Origin of the sequence: Klebsiella sp. ME-303 (assembly GCF_007910085.1) — a bacterium.
GTDB lineage: Bacteria > Pseudomonadota > Gammaproteobacteria > Enterobacterales > Enterobacteriaceae > Klebsiella > Klebsiella michiganensis.
This window is the reverse complement of record NZ_VOJB01000054.1, coordinates 34,486-58,043: the sequence shown is the minus strand read 5'-3', so window position 1 is coordinate 58,043 and position 23,558 is coordinate 34,486. Positions and strand designations below refer to the sequence as shown.

The following is a 23,558-nucleotide window of genomic DNA, read 5'->3' as shown; positions in this document are numbered from 1 at the left end:
TCCTGAAGGGTGACCGGGTAAGGTAATGGAGTGAAAGTAAACGAAGCGCCAACCGAAGCGGCATAATAATCAAACAGCTACGAGATGCCGCTCCGGGCGGAGCGGCGGAGAAGTTACAGTTTTTGATGCAGATAATCGCTAAAGCGCGACAGCACGCCGCCCTTGCCAACGCTTTCCAGCGTCACCAGCGGCCAGTGGGCCACCACTTTATCACCATCGTAAAGGGAGATTTCGCCAACCCGCTGATGGGCGGCGATCGGCGCTTCCAGCACTTTGTTATCCAGCACGTATTTGGCCTTAATGCGCGAGACTTCCGACTTCGGCAGCGCTAACCAGAAGTCCTGATCGGTCCCCAGCTTAATCTGCTCTTTATCGCCATACCAGATACGCTCAACGCCGACCTGCTTGCCGTCCTGCAGAACCTGGACGGTATCGAAGTTTTGCTGCCCCCAGTGCAGCAGCTTCGCCGCCTGCTGTTCACGCCCTTTCGGGCTGTCGGCTCCCATCACCACCGCAATCAGCCGGCGCTGGCCGTCCACCGCGGAGGCAATCAGGTTGAAACCGGCGCCCGAGGTGTGGCCGGTCTTCAGACCATCGACGTTCATGGTCTTATCCCACAGCAGACCGTTGCGGTTCTGCTGGGTAATGCCGTTCCAGGTCAGGCTCTTCTGGCTGTACATATGGTAGACGTCCGGCTCGCCGTGAATAATCGCCCGCGAGAGCACCGCCAGATCGTAGGCCGAACTGTGCTGACCCGGCGCGTCCAGACCGTGGACGGTTTCAAAATGGGTATCCTGCAAATGCAGTTTTTCCACGTAGCTGTTCATCAGCGCGACGAACTGCGGCTGGCCGCCGGCGACGTAGTCCGCCAGCGCCACGCAGGCATCGTTGCCGGAGTCAACGATCAGCCCGCGGCTTAAATCGCGTACGCTGACCCGATCGCCGGGCTTAAGGAACATCAGCGAAGAACCATTAAAGACCGGGTTACCCTGCGCCCAGGCGTCTTTCCCGACGGTGACGATGTCGTCAAAGGTGATGCGGTGGCTGTCGATAGCGCGATCGACCACGTAGCCGGTCATCAGTTTGGTCAGGCTGGCGGGATTGCGCTGCTGATGCTCGTTACCGGCGGTCAGGATCTGGCCGGTGGTGTAATCCATCAGCACCCAGGAACCGGCCTGAATAGAAGGAGGCGTCACGTTGACGGGAAAATCATTGGCGGCAAATGCGCAGGAAACGCTCGCAGCGAGCAAAGATACAGCAATAAAAAAACGGCCTTTCAACGGCATATCCTCTAAATTGACAGATTCGCCGTCCTTTTTACGGAACTTCTCGTTTCAAATCAGGGTTTAATTGCAAGAAAATATGACATCGCCGACGCGGGACAAAGGGGATACCCTTCTGATGGCCCGGCAAATCGTTTACCATGAAGGCTGCTCGCCACCAGGAATAATGAACAGATTATGCAAGATAGCGCCAGCCAGCCCGGATTTTTATTTCATGATTACGAGACCTTCGGCACCAGTCCCTCGCTCGACCGACCGTCGCAGTTTGCCGCCATTCGCACCGATGAAGACCTGAATATCGTCGGCGAACCCGAAGTCTTCTACTGCAGACTCGCCGATGACTATCTGCCGCAGCCGCAGGCGGTCATGGTCACCGGGATAACGCCGCAGGAGGCCAATGCCAAAGGCGACAACGAAGCCGCTTTCGCCCGCCGCGTTCACGATCTGTTCACGGTGCCGAAAACCTGCATCGTCGGCTACAACAACGTGCGCTTCGATGACGAAGTGACGCGCAACATTCTCTATCGTAATTTTTACGATCCCTACGCCTGGAGCTGGCAGCACGACAACTCCCGCTGGGATCTGCTGGACGTGATGCGCGCCTGCTATGCGCTGCGCCCCGAAGGGATCAACTGGCCGGAAAACGAAGAGGGCTTACCGAGCTTCCGGCTGGAGCATCTGACCGTCGCTAACGGCATCGAACACAGCAACGCCCACGACGCGATGGCCGACGTTTACGCCACTATCGCCATGGCGAAGCTGGTGAAAACCCAGCAGCCGCGCCTGTTCGACTATCTTTACGCCCACCGCAACAAGCGCAAGCTGGCGACGCTGATTGACGTGCCGCAAATCAAACCGCTGGTGCATGTTTCCGGCATGTTCGGCGCGGCGCGCGGCAACACCAGCCTGGTCGCCCCGCTGGCGTGGCACCCGGACAACCGTAACGCGGTGATTATGGTCGACCTGGCCGGAGACATCGCCCCCCTGCTGGAGCTCGATGCCGACACCCTGCGCGAGCGGCTGTATACGCCGAAAAGCGAGCTGGGCGACCTGCCCGCGGTGCCGATTAAGCTGGTCCACCTGAATAAATGCCCGGTGCTGGCGCAGCAAAACACCCTGCGTCCGCAGGATGCCGACCGGCTGGGCATCAATATCCAGCGCTGTCTGGAGAACGCCCAGCTGCTGCGGGCTAATCCGCAGGTACGCGAGAAAGCGGTGGCGATTTTTGCCGAAGCGGAGCCGTTTGTGCCGTCCGATAACGTCGATACGCAGCTGTATAACGGCTTTTTCAGCGATGCCGACCGCGCGGCGATGAAAATCGTGCTCGAAACCGAGCCGCGCAACCTGCCGGCGCTGGATATCACCTTCGCCGATAAGCGTATCGAGCGCCTGCTGTTCAACTATCGCGCGCGCAACTATCCCGGCACGCTGGATGAAGCCGAGCAGCAGCGCTGGTTAGAGCACCGTCGCCAGGTCTTTACGCCTGAGTTTTTGCAGGCCTACGCCGATGAGCTGCAGATGCTGTACCAGCAGTATGCGGACGATAAAGAGAAGCTGGCGCAGCTGAAGGCGCTGTGGCAGTACGCGCAGGATATTGTTTGATTGGCAGAAATTCCCGGGTTGCGGCTAACGCCTTACCCGGGCTACAAACAATGGCAGGACTCGTAGCCCGGGCAAGACGCCTCGCGTCGCACCCGGGAACGTTGCTTAGCCTTTGGCGCGGCTGGCGATAATCGCCTCAGCCACGTTGCGCGGGGCTTCCGCGTAGTGGTGGAACTCCATGCTGTAGGTCGCCCGGCCCTGGGACATGGAACGCAGCGTGGTGGAATAGCCAAACATCTCGGCCAGCGGCACGTCGGCGCGGATAATCTGGCTGCCGAACCGCTCCTCCATCCCCTGCACCATTCCGCGACGGGAAGAGAGATCGCCCATGATATTCCCGGCGTACTCTTCCGGGGTCTCCACTTCCACCTGCATCACCGGTTCAAGAATAACCGGGTCGGCCCTGCGCGCCCCTTCCTTGAAGCCAAATATCGCCGCCATCCGGAAAGCCATCTCCGACGAGTCGACGTCGTGATACGAACCAAACGTCAGGGTCGCCTTGATATCCACCACCGGATAGCCCGCCAGCACGCCGGTGCCCATCGCTTCGCGCAGCCCTTTTTCCACTGAAGGGATGTACTCGCGCGGCACCACGCCGCCTTTGGTCGCGTCCTCAAACACGAAACCGCTTCCCGGCTCCAGCGGTTCAAGGGTCAGCACCACGTGACCGTACTGCCCTTTACCGCCGGACTGGCGGACAAATTTGCCTTCCACCTCTTTGACCGTTTTGCGGATCGTCTCGCGATAGGTCACCTGCGGACGCCCGATATTCGCCTCGACGCCAAACTCACGCTTCATGCGGTCGACGATAATCTCCAGATGCAGTTCGCCCATCCCGGAAACGATCGTCTGGCCGGACTCCTCGTCAGTATGCAGACGAAACGACGGATCTTCCGCCGCCAGCCGCTGCAGGGCGATACCCATTTTCTCCTGATCGGCTTTGGTTTTCGGTTCAATCGCCAGCGAAATCACCGGCTCCGGAAACTCCATCCGTTCGAGGGTAATCACCGCATCCGGGTCGCACAGCGTGTCGCCGGTGGTGACATCCTTCAGGCCGACGCAGGCGGCAATGTCCCCGGCGTGCAGTTCGTCCACCTCATGGCGATCGTTGGCCTGCATCAGCACGATGCGTCCGATGCGCTCTTTCTTACCTTTCACCGGATTCCACACCGCATCGCCTTTTTTCAACGTCCCGGAATAGACGCGGATAAAGGTCAGCTGTCCGACGTAGGGATCGGTCATCAGCTTGAAGGCCAGCGCCGAGAACGGCTCGTCGTCGCCCGGATGACGTTCAGCGGCCTGCCCTTTTTCATCCACGCCCTGAATCGCCGGGATATCCAGCGGCGACGGCATCAGCTCAACCACCGCATCGAGCATCCGCTGCACGCCTTTGTTTTTAAACGCGCTGCCGCACAGCACCGCCTGGATTTCCCCCTTCACCGTGCGCTGGCGCAGACCGGCGACGATCTCCGCCTCGTCCAGCTCACCGGTTTCGAGATATTTGTCCATCAGTTCGTCGCTGGCTTCCGCCGCCGCCGAGACCATTTTCTCCCGCCACAGACGGGCGGTTTCCACGAGGTCGTCAGGCACCGGCGCATAGCTGAAGGTCATCCCCTGGGTGGCGTCATCCCACAAAATGGCGCGCATTTTGATGAGATCCACCACCCCGGTGAAGTGCTCTTCGGCGCCAACCGGGATCGCAATCGGCACCGGATTGGCCTTCAGGCGATCGATCATCATCTGCACCACGCGGAAAAAATCCGCGCCGGGGCGGTCCATCTTGTTGACGAAGGCCAGCCGCGGAACGTGGTATTTATTCGCCTGCCGCCAGACGGTTTCCGACTGCGGCTGCACGCCGCCGACGGAGTCGTAAACCATCACCGCGCCGTCCAGGACGCGCATGGAGCGTTCCACTTCGATGGTGAAATCCACGTGCCCGGGGGTATCGATGATATTAATCCGGTGCGGCTCGAAGCTGCGGTCCATGCCGGGCCAGAAGCAGCTCACCGCCGCGGAGGTAATGGTGATCCCGCGCTCCTGCTCCTGCGCCATCCAGTCGGTGGTTGCCGCGCCATCGTGTACTTCCCCCAGCTTGTGGCTCATCCCGGTATAAAACAGGATGCGCTCGGTGGTGGTGGTTTTACCGGCATCGATATGCGCGGAGATACCGATGTTGCGATAACGTTCGAGGGGGATGGGTCGGGGCATGATGCGTCCTTAGTCATTGTGACTGTTAACAGGCGGCCGGAATTGGCCGCCGTTCATATAACGGCATCTATCATAGTACAACTGTACGAGTATATTCGAACTATTTTTGCTATCGTTACTATTGGTGAAGCTGCGACGACCCGCGTGGCTTTAGAAAAGCAGTTTCGGTATATTACCGGCCAGCCGCCGATACAGGCTGCTGCTCACGGAGCTGCGCCGCCGCCGACACAGGAATATTATGATCGCCAATCACCCCGAACGTGAACAAATTCGCCTCGAAAATGTCCTTTTCGCTCTCGGCAACCCGCTGCGGCTTGAGATTATCCGTATCCTTGCCGACGGCAGCGAGCAGAGCTGTAACGCCCTGCGTCATGAAGATGTGGCGAAGTCGACCATGACCCACCACTGGCGCGTCCTGCGCGACAGCGGTGTGATCTGGCAGCGGCCTCAGGGGCGGGAGAATTTGATTTCGCTGCGCCGGGAAGATTTAGACGCGCGCTTTCCCGGCCTGCTGGATACGCTGCTTAAGGTCATGCAGCACGATAGCTAAAGCCTGCGCGCCGGCCCCTACTCCTCACCGGCCAGCCGCCGATACTGGGCAAAGCGGGCGCGCGCATCCTCCTCGGTTCTGCTAAAAAGCGCATCCGCGAGATGCGGCGTCGTTTTGTGCAGCGAGGCGTAGCGCACTTCGCCAAGCAAAAAGTCGCGGAAGCTCTCCTCCGGCTCTTCGGAATCGAGCATAAACGGCGTCTTGCCCTCCGCTTCCCGCTGCGGATGATAGCGCCACAGGTGCCAGTATCCCGCTTCAACCGCCCGTTTCGCCTCGCGCTGGCTGCAGCGCATACCGGCTTTCAGCCCGTGGTTAATGCAGGCGGCGTAGGCAATCACCAGCGACGGTCCCGGCCAGGCTTCGGCCTCGGCGATCGCCCGTAAGGTCTGATCTTTATCGGCGCCCATGGCGACCTGGGCCACGTACACATTGCCGTAGCTCATCGCCATCATGCCGAGATCTTTTTTCCGCGTGCGTTTGCCCTGCGCGGCAAACTTCGCGATGGCCGCCACCGGGGTCGATTTAGACGACTGCCCGCCGGTATTGGAGTAAACCTCGGTATCAAACACCAGAATATTCACGTCTTCCCCGCTCGCCAGCACGTGATCGAGACCGCCGAAGCCGATATCGTAGGCCCAGCCGTCGCCGCCGAAAATCCACTGCGACCGGCGCACAAAATAGTCGCGGTTCTGCCATAGCTGCTCCAGCAGCGGCACGCCCTCTTTTTCCGCCGCCAGCCGTTCGCTGAGCCGGTCCGCGCGCTCGCGGGTACCCTCGCCTTCATCCTGCTTCGCCAGCCACTGGCGCATTGCGTCGCTAAGTTCGTCGCTGACTGGTAGCGCCAGCGCGGCGGTCATCTCCTCGGCGATTTGTTGACGCACCGCCTGGCCGCCGAGCATCATGCCGAGGCCAAACTCCGCGTTATCCTCAAACAGCGAGTTCGCCCATGCCGGGCCGTGGCCGCGGTGGTTGGTGGTATAGGGAATCGACGGCGCGCTGGCTCCCCAGATTGAAGAGCAGCCGGTGGCGTTAGCGATTAGCATCCGGTCGCCAAACAGCTGGGTTATCAGGCGGGCATAAGGCGTTTCGCCGCATCCCGCGCAGGCGCCGGAAAACTCCAGCAGCGGGGTTTCAAACTGGCTGCCTTTGACCGTCGTCTTCCGGAACGGATTGCTCTTCGGCGTCAGCGCCAGCGCATAGTCCCAGACCGGCGCCATCTGGCGCTGGCTATCAAGTGACTGCATTTTTAACGCCTTGCCGCGCGAAGGACAGATATCCACACAGTTGCCGCAGCCGGAGCAATCCAGCGGCGAAATAGCCAGATGGTAGTGGTACGCCTTCGCTCCCTGAGCGGGTTTGCTCAGCAGCTCAGCCGGCGCGGCGTCCTGCTCTTCGCCGTTGAGCAGCGCCGGGCGGATCGCCGCGTGGGGGCAAATAAAGGCGCACTGGTTACACTGCGTGCAGCCCTCCGGCTGCCAGACCGGCACTTCCAGCGCGATCCCGCGTTTCTCCCAGGCGGCGGTGCCCGAGGGAAAAGTGCCGTCTTCCATGCCGACAAACGCGCTTACCGGCAGCTGGTCGCCGCACTGGCGGTTCATCGGCTGCAGAATATCGCGGATGAAATCCGGCATCATGGCTGAAGCCTGCGCCACGGGCTCATCCAGCGTCGCCCAGTGTGCCGGAATGGTTACCTGATGCAGCGAGGCCATGCCCAGCTCGATCGCCCGCTGGTTCATCTCGATCACCGCCGCCCCTTTGCTGCCGTAGCTTTTTTCAACCGCCTGCTTGAGGTAATCCGCCGCGGTCTGCGGGTCGATAATCGCCGCCAGCTTAAAGAACGCCGCCTGCATCAGCATATTAAAGCGCCCGCCCAGCCCGAGCTCGCGGGCGATATCCACGGCGTTCAGGGTATAAAAATGGATATTTTCCCGCGCCAGATAGCGTTTAAAGCCGACCGGCAGATGCTGCTCCAGCTCCGCATCGGACCAGCTGCAGTTGAGTAAAAAGGTCCCGCCCGGCTTTAACCCATCCAGCAGGTCATAGCGCTCAACGTAGGACTGCTGCGAACAGGAGATAAAATCGGCCCGATGGATCAGGTAGGGCGAATTGATCGGCCGGTCGCCGAAGCGCAAATGCGAAACGGTAATGCCACCGGATTTTTTCGAGTCATAGGAAAAGTAGGCCTGCGCGTAGAGCGGCGTTTTGTCGCCGATGATTTTGATCGCGCTTTTATTGGCCCCGACGGTGCCGTCCGAGCCCATGCCCCAAAATTTACAGGCGGTGATGCCATCATGCGAGACCGCCAGCGTCTGCTGGCGCGAGGGCAACGAGGTAAAGGTGACATCATCGACAATGCCGAGGGTAAAGCCGTCCATCGGCAGCGGTTTATTGAGGTTGTCAAAGACCGCCGCGATATCGTTGGGCAGAACGTCCTTACCGCCAAGCGCGTAGCGGCCGCCGACAATCAGCGGCGCATCGTCGTGGTGGTAGAAGGCGTTTTTCACATCCAGGCACAGCGGTTCGGCCTGAGCGCCGGGCTCTTTGGTGCGGTCAAGCACGGCAATGCGCTGTACGGTTTTCGGCAGCTGAGCGAAAAAGTGGGCCAGCGAAAAAGGGCGAAACAGATGCACGCTGAGCAGCCCGACCTTCTCTCCCGCCGCGTTCAGCGTATCCACCACTTCCTGAACGGTGTCGCAGACCGACCCCATGGCGATAATCACCCGTTCGGCATCCGCCGCGCCGGTGTAGTTAAACAGATGGTACTCCCGGCCGGTGAGCGCGCTGATTTGCGCCATATAGCTTTCGACAATGTCGGGCAGCGCCTGATAAAAACGGTTACCCGCCTCTCTTTCCTGGAAGTAGATATCCGGGTTTTGCGCCGTTCCGCGGATGACCGGATGATCCGGATGCAGCGCGTTACGGCGGAAGCTGTCGAGCGCGGCCCGGTCCAGCAGCGTCGCCAGCTGGTCATATTCCAGCACCTCGATTTTTTGAATTTCGTGCGAGGTGCGGAAACCATCGAAGAAGTTAACAAACGGGATGCGTCCCTTAATCGCCGCCAGATGCGCCACCGCCGACAAATCCATCACCTGCTGCACGTTGTTCTCCGCCAGCATCGCGCAGCCGGTCTGGCGAACCGCCATCACGTCCTGGTGATCGCCAAAAATATTCAGCGAATTGGTCGCCAGCGCCCGGGCGCTGACGTGAAAGACGCCCGGCAGCAGTTCACCGGCGATTTTGTACATGTTGGGGATCATCAGCAGCAGCCCCTGGGAGGCCGTATAGGTGGTGGTGAGCGCCCCGGCCTGCAGCGCGCCGTGTACCGCGCCTGCCGCGCCGGCTTCCGACTGCATCTCCATTAAGCGCACCGGCTGGCCAAAAAGGTTCTTTTTCCCCTGCGCCGCCCACTCGTCGACGTTTTCCGCCATCGGCGTGGAAGGGGTAATGGGGTAAATCGCCGCGACCTCGGTAAAGGCATAAGAGATCCAGGCCGCCGCGGCGTTGCCATCCATTGTTTTCATTTTTCCGGACATTGTTCAATCCTCGAAGGTGAGAGGCATCTTCGCCGCCTCGAATAAGCGGCAAACCCAGTTGTTGCCTCAAGCACAGCCTGTGCCAGCTCGCGGGTGACCGAAGAGTTAGCGCGAATTCAACGCGTTATGAAGATAAAGGCAACGCAGCGCGCCGAGAGATTGCGTGGAACAAGACACAGGGGACGACAAGCTGTTGAACAGACGACAAACCGCCACAATGGCCCCGGCAGGCGGAATTGTTCTGTTTCCCACATTTGGTCGCCTTATTGTGCCGTTTTGTTTTACGCCCTGCGCGGCAATGAATTAATAAATTCATAAAAATCAGATAAATAAATAAACAGGCACGGCTGGTATGTTCCCTGCACTTCTCTGCTGGCAAACACTCAACCACAGGAGAAGTCACCATGACCATGCGTCAATGCGCTATTTACGGTAAAGGCGGTATCGGCAAATCCACCACTACGCAGAACCTCGTCGCCGCGCTGGCGGAGATGGGTAAGAAAGTGATGATCGTCGGCTGCGATCCGAAGGCGGACTCCACCCGCCTGATCCTGCACGCTAAAGCACAGAACACCATTATGGAGATGGCCGCGGAAGTCGGCTCGGTCGAGGATCTCGAGCTCGAAGACGTGCTGCAAATTGGCTACGGCGACGTGCGCTGCGCGGAATCCGGCGGCCCGGAGCCAGGCGTCGGCTGCGCGGGGCGCGGCGTGATCACGGCGATCAACTTTCTTGAAGAAGAAGGCGCCTACGAGGACGATCTCGATTTTGTCTTCTATGACGTGCTCGGCGACGTGGTCTGCGGCGGCTTCGCCATGCCTATCCGTGAAAACAAAGCCCAGGAGATCTACATCGTCTGCTCCGGCGAAATGATGGCGATGTACGCCGCCAACAATATCTCCAAAGGGATCGTTAAATACGCTAAATCCGGCAAGGTGCGCCTCGGCGGCCTGATCTGTAACTCACGCCAGACCGACCGTGAAGACGAACTGATCATGGCCCTGGCGGAAAAGCTCGGGACCCAGATGATCCACTTTGTCCCCCGCGACAATATCGTGCAGCGCGCGGAGATCCGCCGAATGACGGTGATCGAGTACGACCCCGCCTGCCAGCAGGCCAACGAATACCGCACCCTGGCGCAGAAGATCGTCAACAACACCATGAAAGTGGTGCCGACACCCTGCACCATGGATGAACTGGAGTCGCTGCTGATGGAGTTCGGCATCATGGAAGAAGAAGACACCAGCATCATTGGTAAAACCGCCGCCGAAGAAAGCGCGGCCTGAGCACAGGACAATAATGATGACCAACGCAACGGGCGAACGTAATCTGGCGCTGATCCAGGAAGTCCTGGAGGTGTTCCCGGAAACCGCGCGAAAAGAGCGCAGAAAGCACATGATGGTCAGCGATCCGCAAATGGAGAGCGTCGGCAAGTGCATTATCTCTAACCGCAAATCACAACCCGGCGTGATGACCGTGCGCGGCTGCGCCTACGCCGGCTCGAAAGGGGTGGTATTCGGGCCAATCAAGGATATGGCCCACATCTCGCACGGGCCGGTCGGCTGCGGCCAGTATTCCCGCGCCGGACGACGCAACTACTACACCGGGGTCAGCGGCGTCGATAGCTTCGGCACGCTGAACTTCACCTCTGATTTTCAGGAGCGCGACATCGTCTTCGGCGGCGATAAAAAGCTCAGCAAGCTGATTGAAGAGATGGAGCTGCTGTTCCCGCTCACCAAAGGGATCACCATACAGTCGGAATGCCCGGTGGGGCTGATCGGCGATGATATCAGCGCGGTGGCCAACGCCAGCAGCAAAGCGCTGGATAAACCGGTGATCCCGGTACGCTGCGAAGGCTTTCGCGGCGTGTCGCAGTCGCTAGGGCACCATATCGCCAACGACGTGGTGCGCGACTGGATCCTTAACAATCGCGAAGGACAGCCGTTTGAAACCACCCCTTACGATGTGGCGATCATCGGCGACTACAACATCGGCGGCGACGCCTGGGCCTCGCGCATCCTGCTTGAAGAGATGGGGCTACGGGTGGTCGCGCAGTGGTCCGGCGACGGCACGCTGGTGGAGATGGAGAACACCCCATTCGTCAAGCTGAACCTGGTTCACTGCTACCGTTCGATGAACTATATCGCCCGCCATATGGAGGAGAAACATCAGATTCCGTGGATGGAGTACAACTTCTTCGGGCCGACCAAAATCGCCGAATCGCTGCGCAAAATCGCCGACCAGTTTGACGATACCATTCGCGCGAACGCCGAAGCGGTGATCGCCCGGTATGAGGGGCAGATGGCGGCGATTATCGCCAAATATCGCCCGCGCCTGGAGGGGCGTAAGGTGCTGCTCTATATGGGCGGCCTGCGGCCACGCCACGTCATCGGCGCCTACGAGGATCTCGGCATGGAGATCATCGCCGCCGGGTACGAGTTTGCCCATAACGATGACTACGACCGCACCCTGCCGGATCTCAAAGAGGGCACGCTGCTGTTCGATGACGCCAGCAGCTATGAGCTGGAAGCGTTCGTTAAGGCGCTGAAGCCCGACCTTATCGGCTCCGGCATCAAGGAAAAATATATCTTCCAGAAAATGGGCGTGCCGTTCCGCCAGATGCACTCGTGGGACTATTCCGGCCCGTACCACGGCTACGATGGTTTCGCCATTTTCGCCCGCGATATGGATATGACCCTGAACAACCCGGCGTGGAACGAACTCACCGCGCCGTGGCTGAAGTCTGCGTGATTGCCCACTCACTGTCCCGTCTGTTCACCGATTTGTGGCGCGGGAGGAGAACACCATGAGCCAAACGATTGATAAAATTAATAGCTGCTATCCGCTATTCGAACAGGATGAATACCAGGAGCTGTTCCGCAATAAGCGGCAGCTGGAGGAAGCGCACGATGCCCAGCGCGTGCAGGAGGTCTTTACCTGGACCACCACCGCCGAGTATGAAGCGCTGAATTTCCAGCGCGAGGCGCTGACCGTTGACCCGGCGAAAGCCTGCCAGCCGCTTGGCGCGGTGCTTTGCTCGCTGGGATTTGCCAATACCCTGCCGTACGTCCACGGCTCACAGGGGTGCGTGGCCTACTTTCGCACCTATTTTAACCGCCATTTCAAAGAGCCGATCGCCTGCGTCTCCGACTCGATGACCGAAGACGCGGCGGTCTTCGGCGGCAACAACAACATGAATCTGGGTCTGCAAAACGCCAGCGCGCTGTACAAGCCGGAGATCATCGCGGTTTCCACCACCTGCATGGCGGAAGTCATCGGCGATGACCTGCAGGCGTTTATCGCCAACGCCAAAAAGGATGGCTTCGTCGATAGCAGCATCGCCGTGCCCCATGCCCATACGCCAAGCTTTATCGGCAGCCACGTCACCGGCTGGGACAACATGTTTGAAGGCTTCGCCAAAACCTTCACCGCGGACTACCAGGGGCAGCCGGGCAAACTGCAGAAGCTCAATCTGGTGACCGGCTTTGAAACCTATCTCGGCAACTTCCGCGTATTAAAGCGGATGATGGAACAGATGGCGGTGCCGTGCAGCCTGCTCTCCGATCCGTCAGAAGTTCTCGACACGCCCGCCGACGGCCATTATCGGATGTATTCCGGCGGCACCACGCAGCAGGAGATGAAAGAGGCTCCTGACGCCATCGATACGCTGCTTCTGCAGCCGTGGCAGCTGCTGAAGAGCAAAAAAGTGGTGCAGGAGATGTGGAACCAGCCCGCCACCGAGGTCGCGATTCCTCTGGGGCTGGCCGCTACCGATGAACTGCTGATGACCGTCAGCCAGCTTAGCGGCAAGCCGATCGCCGACGCCCTCACCCTTGAGCGCGGCCGGCTGGTTGACATGATGCTCGATTCCCACACCTGGCTGCACGGCAAGAAATTTGGCCTGTACGGCGACCCGGACTTCGTGATGGGCCTCACCCGCTTCCTGCTGGAGCTGGGCTGCGAGCCGACGGTGATCCTGAGCCATAACGCCAACAAACGCTGGCAAAAAGCGATGAAGAAAATGCTTGATGCCTCGCCGTACGGGCGCGATAGCGAAGTGTTTATCAACTGCGATTTGTGGCACTTCCGTTCGCTGATGTTCACCCGTCAGCCGGACTTTATGATCGGCAACTCCTACGGCAAGTTTATCCAGCGCGATACCCTGGCGAAGGGCAAAGCCTTTGAAGTACCGCTTATCCGCCTCGGCTTTCCGCTGTTCGACCGCCACCATCTGCACCGCCAGACAACCTGGGGTTATGAAGGGGCGATGAACATTGTGACGACGCTGGTAAACGCCGTACTGGAGAAACTGGATAGCGATACCAGCCAGCTGGGCAAAACCGATTACAGTTTCGATCTCGTCCGTTAACCATCAGGCGCCCCGCGTCACGCGGGGCCAGGAGGGAGTATGCCCATCGTGATTTTCCGTGAACGCGGCGCGGACCTGTACGCCTATATCGCGAAACAGGATCTGGAGGCGCGAGTGCTGCAGATTGAGCATAACGACGCTGAACGCTGGGGCGGCGCGATTTCGCTGGAAGGGGGACGCCGCTACTACGTCAATCCGCAGCCGGGGCGCCCCGCCTTTCCGATAAGCCTGCGCGCGACGCGCGGCGCGTTGATATAAGGAGCTGGAGATGTCCGACAACGATACCCTTTTCTGGCGCATGCTGGCGCTGTTTCAGTCCCTGCCGGACCTGCAGCCGGCGCAAATTGTCGACTGGCTGGCGCAGGAGTGCGGCGAGACGCTGACCCCGGCGCGGCTGGCGACCCTGGCCCAGCCGCAGCTGGCCGCCAGCTTCCCCTCCGCGACGGCGGTGATGTCCCCCGCTCGCTGGTCGCGGGTGATGGCGAGCCTGCAGGGCGCGCTGCCCATCCATTTACGCATCGTTCGCCCTGCCCAGCGAACGCCGCAGCTGCTGGCGGCGTTTTGCTCCCAGGATGGCCTGATGATTAACGGCCATTTCGGCCAGGGGCGACTGTTTTTTATCTACGCGTTCGATGAGCAAGGCGGCTGGCTGCACGATCTGCGCCGCTATCCCTCCGCGCCCACCCAGCAGGAAGCCAGCGAAGTGCGCGCCCGGCTGATTGAAGACTGCCAGCTGCTGTTTTGTCAGGAGATCGGCGGGCCCGCCGCCGCCCGGCTGATCCGCCACCGGATCCACCCGATGAAAGCGCAGCCCGGGACGACGATTCATGCCCAGTGCAAGGCGATCAATACGCTGCTGGCCGGCCGTTTGCCGCCGTGGCTGGCGAAGCGGCTTAACCAGGAGAACCCTCTGGAGGCGCGCGTTTTTTAATTCCTGTTTTGTGCTTGTTGCCCGCTGACCCCGCGGGCTTTTTTTCGCGTATGGACGCTCTTCCCGCGTGAGGGTCAGGCATTATTCCGTTCAGGGGAATATTCCGTTCACGGTTGTTCCGGGCTTCTTGATGCGCCTAACCCCCTCGCTGCCAGCCTTCCAGCAACAAATAGCCATGCCAGCGAGATAGGCCATAAAGGATCACTTACCGCCATCCCTTGTCCGATTGTTGGCTTTGTCGCAAAGCCAACAACCCTTTTTCTTTAAATATCAAGGCGCCGCTTATGGAGCGCGAATTGCATCTTCCCCCTCATCCCCCACCGTCAACGAGGTCACTATGAAGGGAAATGAAATTCTGGCGCTGCTGGATGAACCGGCCTGTGAACACAACCATAAACAAAAATCCGGCTGCAGCGCGCCCAAACCCGGCGCCACCGCCGGCGGCTGCGCGTTCGACGGCGCGCAGATAACCCTGCTGCCCATTGCCGACGTGGCGCATCTGGTCCATGGCCCCATCGGCTGCGCCGGAAGCTCCTGGGATAACCGCGGCAGCGCCAGCTCCGGCCCCACCCTGAATCGGCTCGGGTTCACCACCGATCTCAACGAACAGGACGTGATTATGGGCCGCGGCGAACGTCGCCTGTTTCACGCCGTTCGCCATATCGTCGCCCGCTATCACCCGGCGGCGGTCTTTATCTACAACACCTGCGTACCGGCCATGGAGGGCGATGACCTGGAAGCGGTATGCCAGGCCGCGCAGACCGCCACCGGCGTACCGGTTATCGCCATGGACGCCGCCGGTTTTTACGGCAGTAAAAATCTCGGTAACCGGCTGGCCGGCGAGGTCATGGTGAAACGGGTAATCGGTCAGCGCGAGCCCGCGCCCTGGCCGGAGAGCACGCCCTTTGCCCCGGAGCAGCGTCACGATATTGGCCTGATTGGCGAATTCAATATTGCCGGCGAGTTCTGGCATATTCAGCCGCTGCTCGACGAACTGGGGATCCGCGTGCTCGGCAGCCTCTCCGGCGATGGCCGTTTCGCCGAGATCCAGACCATGCATCGGGCGCAGGCCAATATGCTGGTCTGCTCGCGGGCGCTAATTAACGTCGCCAGAGCCCTGGAGCAGCGCTACGGCACGCCGTGGTTCGAAGGCAGCTTCTACGGGATCCGCGCCACCTCCGACGCCCTGCGTCAGCTGGCGGCGCTGCTGGACGATGACGACCTTAGCCAGCGCACCGAAGCGCTGATTGCGCGGGAGGAACAGACGGCGGAACTGGCGCTACAACCGTGGCGCGAACGGCTGCGCGGCCGCAAAGCGCTGCTCTATACCGGCGGGGTGAAATCCTGGTCGGTGGTCTCGGCGCTTCAGGATTTGGGCATGACCGTGGTGGCAACCGGCACGCGTAAATCCACCGAAGAGGATAAACAGCGGATCCGCGAGCTGATGGGCGAAGAGGCGGTAATGCTGGAAGAAGGCAACGCCCGCACGCTGCTGGATGTGGTCTATCGCTATCAGGCCGACCTGATGATTGCCGGCGGACGCAATATGTACACCGCCTATAAAGCCAGGCTGCCGTTTCTCGATATCAATCAGGAGCGCGAACACGCCTTCGCCGGCTACAAGGGGATCGTCACCCTCGCCCGCCAGCTGTGTCAGACCATCGACAGTCCCATCTGGCCGCAAACCCATGCCCGCGCCCCGTGGCACTAAGGAGTTCACCATGGCAGACATTTTCCGCACCGATAAACCGCTGGCGGTCAGCCCGATCAAGACCGGCCAGCCGCTCGGCGCAATCCTCGCCAGCCTCGGGATTGAACACAGCATCCCTCTGGTCCACGGCGCGCAGGGATGCAGCGCCTTCGCCAAAGTCTTTTTTATTCAACACTTCCACGACCCGGTTCCCCTGCAGTCGACGGCGATGGACCCCACGTCGACGATTATGGGCGCGGACGGCAATATTTTCACCGCCCTGGACACCCTCTGCCAGCGCAACGCGCCGCAGGCTATCGTGCTGCTCAGCACCGGGCTGTCTGAGGCTCAGGGCAGCGACATTTCCCGCGTGGTTCGCCAGTTTCGCGAAGAGTATCCCCGGCACAAGGGCGTGGCGATATTAACCGTTAACACGCCGGATTTTTATGGTTCCATGGAAAACGGCTTCAGCGCGGTGCTCGAGAGCGTCATTGAGCAGTGGGTTGCGCCGACGCCGCGCCCGGCTCAGCGCAATCGCCGGGTCAACCTGCTGGTCAGCCACCTCTGCTCGCCGGGCGATATCGAGTGGCTGCGCCGATGCGTCGAAGCCTTTGGTCTGCAGCCGATAATCCTGCCGGACCTGGCGCAATCGATGGATGGGCACCTGGCGCAGGGCGATTTCTCGCCGCTGACCCAGGGCGGGACGCCGCTGCGCCAGATAGAACAGATGGGACAAAGCCTGTGCAGCTTCGCCATTGGCGTCTCCCTCCACCGCGCGTCATCGCTGCTGGCCCCGCGCTGCCGGGGCGAGGTTATCGCCCTGCCGCACCTGATGACCCTCGATCGCTGCGACGCTTTTATTCATCAACTGGCGAAAATTTCCGGACGCGCCGTTCCCGCGTGGCTGGAGCGCCAGCGCGGCCAGCTGCAGGATGCGATGATCGACTGTCATATGTGGCTTCAGGGCCAGCGCATGGCGATAGCGGCGGAAGGCGATCTGCTGGCGGCGTGGTGTGATTTCGCCAACAGCCAGGGGATGCAGCCCGGCCCGCTGGTGGCTCCTACCGGCCATCCCAGCCTGCGCCAGCTGCCGGTGGAACGCGTGGTGCCGGGAGATCTGGAGGATCTGCAAACGCTGCTGTGCGCCCAACCCGCCGACCTGCTGGTGGCCAACTCCCACGCCTGCGACCTGGCGGAGCAGTTTGCGCTGCCGCTGGTACGCGCGGGTTTTCCGATCTTTGACAAGCTCGGTGAATTCCGCCGGGTGCGTCAGGGGTACTGCGGAATGCGCGATACGCTGTTCGAGCTGGCAAACCTGATGCGCGAGCGCCATCACCACCTCGCCCGCTACCGATCGCCGCTTCGCCAGAACACCGAATCTTCACTCTCCACAGGAGGCGCCTATGCCGCCGATTAACCGTCAGTTTGATATGGTCCACTCCGATGAGTGGTCTATGAAGGTCGCCTTCGCCAGTTCCGACTATCGTCATGTCGATCAGCATTTTGGCGCCACGCCGCGGCTGGTGGTATACGGCGTCAAGGCGGATCGGGTCACCCTGATCCGGGTGGTTGATTTCTCCGTTGAGAACGGCCACCAGACGGAGAAGATCGCCAGGCGGATCCACGCCCTTGAGGATTGCGTCACGCTGTTCTGCGTGGCGATTGGCGACGCGGTTTTTCGTCAGCTGTTGCAGGTCGGCGTCCGCGCCGAACGCGTTCCCGCCGATACCACCATCGTCGGCTTACTGCAGGAGATCCAGCTTTACTGGTACGACAAAGGGCAGCGCAAAAATGCGCGCCAGCGCGACCCGGAGCGCTTTACCCGTCTGCTGCAGGAACAGGAGTGGCATGAGGAACCGGACCCGCGCCGCTAGCCGTGTCGTTTGTGTGACAAAGCCCACAAAACATCCCGACACTGTCGGGCGCGTCTTGTCAGGGAAAAATATAACAAATTGAAAATATTGCATTTTATTCTCTGGTATCGCATTTGCTAGTTCGTTAACGCCACCGCACTCCTGCGGTGAACCGCGCCCCGGCGTTTTCCGTCATCATCCCTGGAGCTGACAGCATGTGGAATTACTCCGAGAAAGTGAAAGACCATTTTTTTAATCCCCGCAACGCGCGCGTGGTGGACAACGCCAACGCGGTAGGCGATGTGGGGTCATTAAGCTGCGGCGACGCGCTGCGCCTGATGCTGCGCGTTGACCCGCAAAGCGAAATTATCCAGGAAGCGGGCTTCCAGACCTTCGGCTGCGGTAGCGCCATCGCCTCCTCCTCCGCGCTGACGGAGCTGATTATCGGCCATACCCTGGCCGAAGCCGGGCAGATAACCAATCAGCAGATTGCCGATTATCTCGACGGGCTACCGCCGGAGAAAATGCACTGCTCGGTGATGGGCCAGGAGGCCCTGCGCGCGGCCATCGCCAACTTTCGCGGCGAAAGCCTGGAGGAGGAGCATGAGGAGGGCAAGCTGATCTGCAAATGCTTCGGCGTCGATGAAGGACACATTCGCCGCGCGGTGCAGAACAACGGCCTGACCACCCTTGAAGAGGTGATCAACTACACCAAAGCGGGCGGCGGCTGCACCGCCTGCCACGAAAAAATCGAGCTGGCGCTGGCGGAGATCCTCGCGCAGCCGCCGCAGACGCCGCCCGCTGCGGCCAGCGGCAAAGATCCGCACTGGCAGAGCGTCGTCGAGACCATCGCTGAACTGCGCCCGCATATTCAGGCCGACGGCGGCGATATGTCGCTGCTCAGCGTCGCCAACCACCAGGTGACCGTCAGCCTCTCCGGCAGCTGTAGCGGCTGCATGATGACCGATATGACCCTGGCCTGGCTGCAGCAAAAACTGATGGAACGTACCGGCTGTTATATGGAAGTGGTGGCGGCCTGAGCCGCGGTTAACTGACCCTAGGGGGACAAGATGAAACAGGTTTATCTCGATAACAACGCCACCACCCGTCTGGACCCAATGGTTCTGGAAGCGATGATGCCCTTTTTGACCGACTTTTACGGCAACCCCTCGTCGATACACGATTTTGGCCTACCGGCCCAGGCGGCTCTGGAGCGCGCGCATCAACAGACCGCGGCGCTGCTGGGCGCGGAGTATCCCAGCGAGATCATCTTTACCTCCTGCGCCACCGAAGCCACCGCCACCGCCATCGCCTCGGCCATCGCCCTGCTGCCGGAGCGGCGCGAAATTATCACCAGCGCGGTCGAACATCCGGCGACGCTGGCGGCCTGCGAGCACCTGGAGCGCCAGGGCTACCTGATCCATCGCATCGCGGTGGATAGCGAGGGGGCGCTGGACATGGCGCAGTTCCGCGCCGCGCTCAGCCCGCGCGTCGCGCTGGTCAGCGTGATGTGGGCGAATAACGAAACCGGGGTGCTTTTCCCGATCGCCGAAATGGCGGAGCTGGCCCATGAACAAGGGGCGCTGTTTCACTGCGATGCGGTACAGGTGGTGGGCAAAATGCCGATTGCCGTGGGCGAGACCCGCATCGACATGCTCTCCTGCTCGGCGCATAAGTTTCACGGACCAAAAGGCGTAGGCTGCCTCTATCTGCGCCGGGGAACGCGCTTTCGCCCGCTGCTGCGCGGCGGTCATCAGGAGTACGGTCGGCGCGCCGGGACGGAAAATATCTGCGGAATCGTCGGCATGGGCGCGGCCTGCGAGCTGGCGAATATTCATCTGCCGGGAATGGCGCATATCGGCCAGCTGCGCGACAGGCTGGAGCATCGCCTGCTGGCCAGCGTGCCGTCGGTCATGGTGATGGGCGGTAGCCAGCCGCGGGTGCCCGGCACGGCGAATCTGGCCTTTGAGTTTATTGAGGGTGAGGCCATTCTGCTGCTGCTCAACCAGGCCGGGATCGCCGCCTCCAGCGGCAGCGCCTGCACGTCAGGCTCGCTGGAACCCTCCCACGTGATGCGGGCGATGAATATCCCCTATACCGCCGCCCACGGCACCATCCGCTTTTCCCTCTCGCGCTACACCCGGGAGAAAGAGATCGATTACGTCGTCACCGCGCTGCCGCCGATTATCGACCGGCTGCGCGCGCTGTCGCCCTACTGGCACAACGGCAAGCCGCGCCCGGCGGACGCCGTCTTCACGCCGGTTTACGGCTAAGGCGGAGGTGGCTGATGGGACGCGTGCTGATTAACGATACCACCCTCCGCGACGGCGAACAGAGCCCCGGCGTCGCCTTTCGCACCAGCGAAAAGGTCGCCATTGCCGAGGCGCTTTATGCCGCAGGGATTACGGCGATGGAGGTCGGCACCCCGGCGATGGGGGACGAGGAGATCGCGCGGATCCAGCTGGTGCGTCGCCAGCTGCCCGACGCGACGCTGATGACCTGGTGCCGGATGAACGCGCTGGAAATCCGCCAGAGCGCCGATCTGGGCGTTGACTGGGTGAATATTTCGATTCCGGCTTCAGATAAGCTGCGGCAGTACAAACTACGCGAGCCGCTAACGGTGCTGCTGGAGCGGCTGGCGATGTTTATCCGCCTTGCGCATACGCTCGGTCTGCGGGTATGCATCGGCTGCGAGGACGCCTCGCGCGCCGGCGTCCAGGCCCTGCGCGCTATCGCCGAGGTCGCGCAGCAGTGCGGCGCCGCCCGCCTGCGCTATGCCGATACGGTCGGCCTGCTCGACCCCCTCACTACCGCGGCGCAAATCTCGGCCCTGCGCGAAGTCTGGTCCGGGGAAATCGAAATGCACGCCCACAACGACCTGGGTATGGCCACCGCCAATACGCTGGCGGCGGTAAGCGCCGGGGCCACCAGCGTGAATACGACGATCCTCGGCCTCGGCGAGCGGGCGGGCAACGCGGCGCTGGAAACCGTCGCGCTGGGCCTGGAGCGCTGCCTCGGCGTGAAGACCGGCGTGCATTTTCCGGCGCTGCCCGCGCTCTGTCAGAGGGTCGCCGAAGCCGCCCAGCGCGCCATCGACCCGCAGCAGCCGCTGGTCGGCGAGCTGGTGTTTACCCATGAATCAGGGGTCCACGTGGCGGCGCTGCTGCGCGACAGCGAGAGCTATCAGTCGATCGCCCCTTCCCTGATGGGCCGCAGCTACCGGCTGGTGCTGGGTAAACACTCCGGGCGTCAGGCGGTCAACGGCGTATTTGACCAGATGGGCTATCACCTTAACGCCGCGCAAATTAACCAGCTGCTGCCCGCCATCCGCCGCTTCGCCGAGAACTGGAAGCGCAGCCCGAAAGATTATGAGCTGGTGGCTATCTACGACGAGCTGTGCGGTGAATCCGCCCTGCGGGCGAGGGGGTAATGATGGAGTGGTTTTATCAAATTCCCGGCGTGGACGAACTTCGCTCCGCCGAATCCTTTTTCCAGTTTTTCGCCGTCCCCTACCAGCCCGAGCTGCTTGGCCGCTGCTGCCTGCCGGTGCTGGCAACCTTTCACCGCAAACTGCGCGCCGAGGTGCCGCTGCAAAACCGGCTGGAGGAAAACGCCCGCGCTCACTGGCTGCTGGCGCGACGACTGCTCGCGGAGAGCTATCAGCAACAGTTTCAGGAGAGCGGAACATGAGACCAAAATTCACCTTTAGCGAAGAGGTCCGCGTCGTACGCGCGATTCGTAACGACGGCACCGTGGCGGGCTTCGCCCCCGGCGCGCTGCTGGTCAGGCGCGGCAGCACCGGCTTTGTGCGCGACTGGGGCGTTTTTTTGCAGGATCAAATTATCTACCAGATCCACTTTCCGGAAACCGATCGGATCATCGGCTGCCGCGAACAGGAGCTGATCCCCATCACCCAGCCGTGGCTGGCCGGAAACTTGCAATACGGTGATAACGTCGCCTGCCGGATGGCGCTTGCGGTCAACGGCGATGTGGTCGTGAGCGCCGGCCAGCGGGGACGCATCGAGGCGACCGATCGCGGAGAGACCGGCGACAGCTACACCGTGGACTTTAGCGGCCGCTGGTTCAGGGTTCCGGCGCGGGCCATCACCCTTATAGAGGAGAGAGAAGAATGAACGCATGGCAACGTTTTGCCCGGCAGCGGCTGGCGCGCAGCCGCTGGAATAGCGACCCCACGGCCCTGGAGCCGGCCGATACGCCGGCTTTTGAACAGGCCTGGCAACGTCAGTGCCGCATGGAGCAGGCGATCGTCGCGCGGGTCCCGGAAAGCGATATTCCGGCGGCGCTGCTGGAGAATATCGCCGCCTCCCTTGCCGTCTGGCTCGACGAGGGGGAATTTACGCCGCCGGAGCGCGCAGCCATCGTGCTGCATCACGCCCGACTGGAGGTCGGCTTTACCGATATCGCCCGCCAGGCGCCGCAGCCGGATCTCTCCACGGTGCAGGCCTGGTACCTGCGCCACCAGACGCAGTTTATGCGCCCGGAGCAGCGTCTGACCCGCCACCTGCTGCTGACGGTCGATGGCGACCGCGAAGCCGTACACCAGCGGATCCTCGGCCTGTATCGGCAAATCAACGCCTCCCGGGACGCGTTTGCTCCGCTGGCTCGCCGCCATTCCCACTGCCCAAGCGCCCTGGAAGAGGGCCGTCTGGGCTGGATTAGCCGCGGGCTGCTCTATCCCCAGCTTGAGACGGCGCTGTTTTCACTGGCGGAAAACGCCCTGAGCCTCCCCGTCGCCAGCGAGCTGGGGTGGCATCTTTTATGGTGTGAAGCAATTCGTCCCGCCGCGCCCATGGAGCCGCAGCAGGCGCTGGAGAGCGCGCGAGATTATCTTTGGCAGCAGAGCCAGCAGCGCCATCAGCGCCAGTGGCTGGAACAAACGATTTCCCGTCAGCCGGGCCTGTGCGGGTAGCCTCGCGGCTACCCGTTAACGCCTACAGCACCGCGCGTTTAATCTCCTCAAGCCAGCTCGCCAGACGCGCTTCGGTCTGGTCGAACTGGTTATCCTGATCCAGCACCAGCCCAATAAAGCGTTCGCCTTCCAGCGCCGCAGAGGCGCTGAATTCATAGCCCTCATTTGGCCAGCTGCCGATTATCTGCGCGCCGCGCGCGCGCAGAGCGTCGTACAGCGGACGCATCCCGCTAACGAAGTTGTCCGGGTAGCCTTTCTGGTCGCCGAGGCCGAACAGCGCCACGGTTTTCCCGCTCAGGCTGGCGTCGTCGAGGTCGCTAATGAATTCGCTCCATGATTCGCCTTCGCATCCGGCCTCAAGCCCCGGCAGCTGGCCGTCGCCGAGCGTCGGCGTGCCCAGCAGCAGCACCGGATAGGCCATAAAGTCGTCCAGCGTCGTGCGGTTAATGTTGACCGGGGCATCCGCCAGCTCGCCCAGCTGTTTGTGGATCATTTTCGCGATTTTGCGGGTTTTACCGGTATCGGTGCCAAAGAAAATACCAATGTTCGCCATATTGCGCTCCTGTCGGAAAGGGGGTTGAAAACACGCGTTCTCGCAGAGGTATTGCG

At 61.2% G+C, this 23,558-nt stretch carries 20 protein-coding genes; 16 read left to right on the top strand and 4 right to left on the bottom strand.

Annotated elements, in window-relative coordinates; genetic code table 11:
- Nucleotides 1-113: 113 nt before the first annotated feature.
- Nucleotides 114-1,280, bottom strand: a complete 1,167-nt coding sequence (gene dacD / locus FQK12_RS03170) for a serine-type D-Ala-D-Ala carboxypeptidase DacD (RefSeq protein ID WP_014230017.1) — start codon at nt 1,278-1,280, stop codon at nt 114-116.
- A 180-nt stretch (nt 1,281-1,460) separates the two neighbouring features.
- Here dacD and sbcB point away from each other — a divergent pair, with 180 nt between their 5' ends.
- Nucleotides 1,461-2,885, top strand: a complete 1,425-nt coding sequence (gene sbcB / locus FQK12_RS03165; protein WP_014230018.1) for an exodeoxyribonuclease I — start codon at nt 1,461-1,463, stop codon at nt 2,883-2,885.
- Nucleotides 2,886-2,990: 105 nt separating this feature from the next.
- On the opposite strand, the gene fusA is transcribed toward sbcB, so the two are convergent.
- Complete coding sequence (gene fusA / locus FQK12_RS03160; RefSeq protein WP_014230019.1) at nt 2,991-5,093, bottom strand: elongation factor G; 2,103 nt, start codon at nt 5,091-5,093, stop codon at nt 2,991-2,993.
- Between the two features lie 238 nt (nt 5,094-5,331).
- On the opposite strand from fusA, the gene FQK12_RS03155 reads away from it, so the two are divergent.
- Nucleotides 5,332-5,643 (top strand): ArsR/SmtB family transcription factor, encoded by a 312-nt coding sequence (locus FQK12_RS03155; protein WP_014230020.1) that lies wholly within the window; start codon nt 5,332-5,334, stop codon nt 5,641-5,643.
- A gap of 17 nt (nt 5,644-5,660) precedes the next feature.
- Here the strand turns inward: FQK12_RS03155 and nifJ are convergent, their stop codons facing one another.
- Entirely contained in the window at nt 5,661-9,176 is a 3,516-nt protein-coding gene (gene nifJ / locus FQK12_RS03150; protein WP_014230021.1) for a pyruvate:ferredoxin (flavodoxin) oxidoreductase, read from the bottom strand.
- A 404-nt stretch (nt 9,177-9,580) separates the two neighbouring features.
- On the opposite strand from nifJ, the gene nifH reads away from it, so the two are divergent.
- The 14 genes from nifH to nifM all read left to right on the top strand — a co-directional run bounded on the left by nifH (nt 9,581) and on the right by nifM (nt 22,949).
- Nucleotides 9,581-10,462, top strand: coding sequence for a nitrogenase iron protein (gene nifH / locus FQK12_RS03145; protein WP_004852391.1), 882 nt, complete (start codon nt 9,581-9,583; stop codon nt 10,460-10,462).
- A gap of 16 nt (nt 10,463-10,478) precedes the next feature.
- Nucleotides 10,479-11,927: a nitrogenase molybdenum-iron protein alpha chain gene (gene nifD, locus FQK12_RS03140; RefSeq protein ID WP_014230022.1), complete on the top strand. Its 1,449-nt coding sequence runs from the start codon at nt 10,479-10,481 to the stop codon at nt 11,925-11,927.
- 55 nt (nt 11,928-11,982) lie between these two features.
- A complete protein-coding gene (gene nifK, locus FQK12_RS03135; protein WP_014230023.1) occupies nt 11,983-13,545 on the top strand; it encodes a nitrogenase molybdenum-iron protein subunit beta in 1,563 nt (520 codons plus the stop codon).
- Nucleotides 13,546-13,584: 39 nt separating this feature from the next.
- Nucleotides 13,585-13,803 carry a putative nitrogen fixation protein NifT gene (nifT, locus tag FQK12_RS03130; protein WP_014230024.1) on the top strand — a complete coding sequence of 73 codons (219 nt, stop codon included), beginning with the start codon at nt 13,585-13,587 and terminating at the stop codon, nt 13,801-13,803.
- A 10-nt stretch (nt 13,804-13,813) separates the two neighbouring features.
- Complete coding sequence (locus FQK12_RS03125) at nt 13,814-14,476, top strand: NifB/NifX family molybdenum-iron cluster-binding protein (protein WP_014230025.1); 663 nt, start codon at nt 13,814-13,816, stop codon at nt 14,474-14,476.
- A gap of 337 nt (nt 14,477-14,813) precedes the next feature.
- A complete protein-coding gene (nifE, locus tag FQK12_RS03120) occupies nt 14,814-16,187 on the top strand; it encodes a nitrogenase iron-molybdenum cofactor biosynthesis protein NifE (RefSeq protein WP_014230026.1) in 1,374 nt (457 codons plus the stop codon).
- Between the two features lie 10 nt (nt 16,188-16,197).
- Complete coding sequence (gene nifN, locus FQK12_RS03115; RefSeq protein ID WP_014230027.1) at nt 16,198-17,583, top strand: nitrogenase iron-molybdenum cofactor biosynthesis protein NifN; 1,386 nt, start codon at nt 16,198-16,200, stop codon at nt 17,581-17,583.
- Nucleotides 17,570-18,040, top strand: a complete 471-nt coding sequence (locus tag FQK12_RS03110) for a NifB/NifX family molybdenum-iron cluster-binding protein (RefSeq protein ID WP_014230028.1) — start codon at nt 17,570-17,572, stop codon at nt 18,038-18,040. Before nifN ends, FQK12_RS03110 begins: the two co-directional genes overlap by 14 nt.
- A gap of 194 nt (nt 18,041-18,234) precedes the next feature.
- Nucleotides 18,235-19,059 (top strand): Fe-S cluster assembly protein NifU, encoded by an 825-nt coding sequence (gene nifU, locus FQK12_RS03105; protein ID WP_014230029.1) that lies wholly within the window; start codon nt 18,235-18,237, stop codon nt 19,057-19,059.
- A gap of 30 nt (nt 19,060-19,089) precedes the next feature.
- Entirely contained in the window at nt 19,090-20,292 is a 1,203-nt protein-coding gene (nifS, locus tag FQK12_RS03100) for a cysteine desulfurase NifS (RefSeq protein ID WP_014230030.1), read from the top strand.
- Nucleotides 20,293-20,306: 14 nt separating this feature from the next.
- Complete coding sequence (gene nifV, locus FQK12_RS03095) at nt 20,307-21,449, top strand: homocitrate synthase (RefSeq protein ID WP_014230031.1); 1,143 nt, start codon at nt 20,307-20,309, stop codon at nt 21,447-21,449.
- Entirely contained in the window at nt 21,449-21,709 is a 261-nt protein-coding gene (locus FQK12_RS03090; protein WP_014230032.1) for a nitrogenase-stabilizing/protective protein NifW, read from the top strand. The genes nifV and FQK12_RS03090 overlap by 1 nt, the downstream gene beginning before the upstream one ends.
- Entirely contained in the window at nt 21,706-22,152 is a 447-nt protein-coding gene (locus FQK12_RS03085; RefSeq protein WP_014230033.1) for a nitrogen fixation protein NifZ, read from the top strand. The genes FQK12_RS03090 and FQK12_RS03085 overlap by 4 nt, the downstream gene beginning before the upstream one ends.
- Nucleotides 22,149-22,949: a nitrogen fixation protein NifM gene (gene nifM, locus FQK12_RS03080; protein WP_014230034.1), complete on the top strand. Its 801-nt coding sequence runs from the start codon at nt 22,149-22,151 to the stop codon at nt 22,947-22,949. The genes FQK12_RS03085 and nifM overlap by 4 nt, the downstream gene beginning before the upstream one ends.
- 22 nt (nt 22,950-22,971) lie before the next feature.
- Here the strand turns inward: nifM and FQK12_RS03075 are convergent, their stop codons facing one another.
- A complete protein-coding gene (locus tag FQK12_RS03075) occupies nt 22,972-23,502 on the bottom strand; it encodes a flavodoxin (RefSeq protein WP_014230035.1) in 531 nt (176 codons plus the stop codon).
- Between the last annotated feature and the right edge of the window lie 56 nt (nt 23,503-23,558).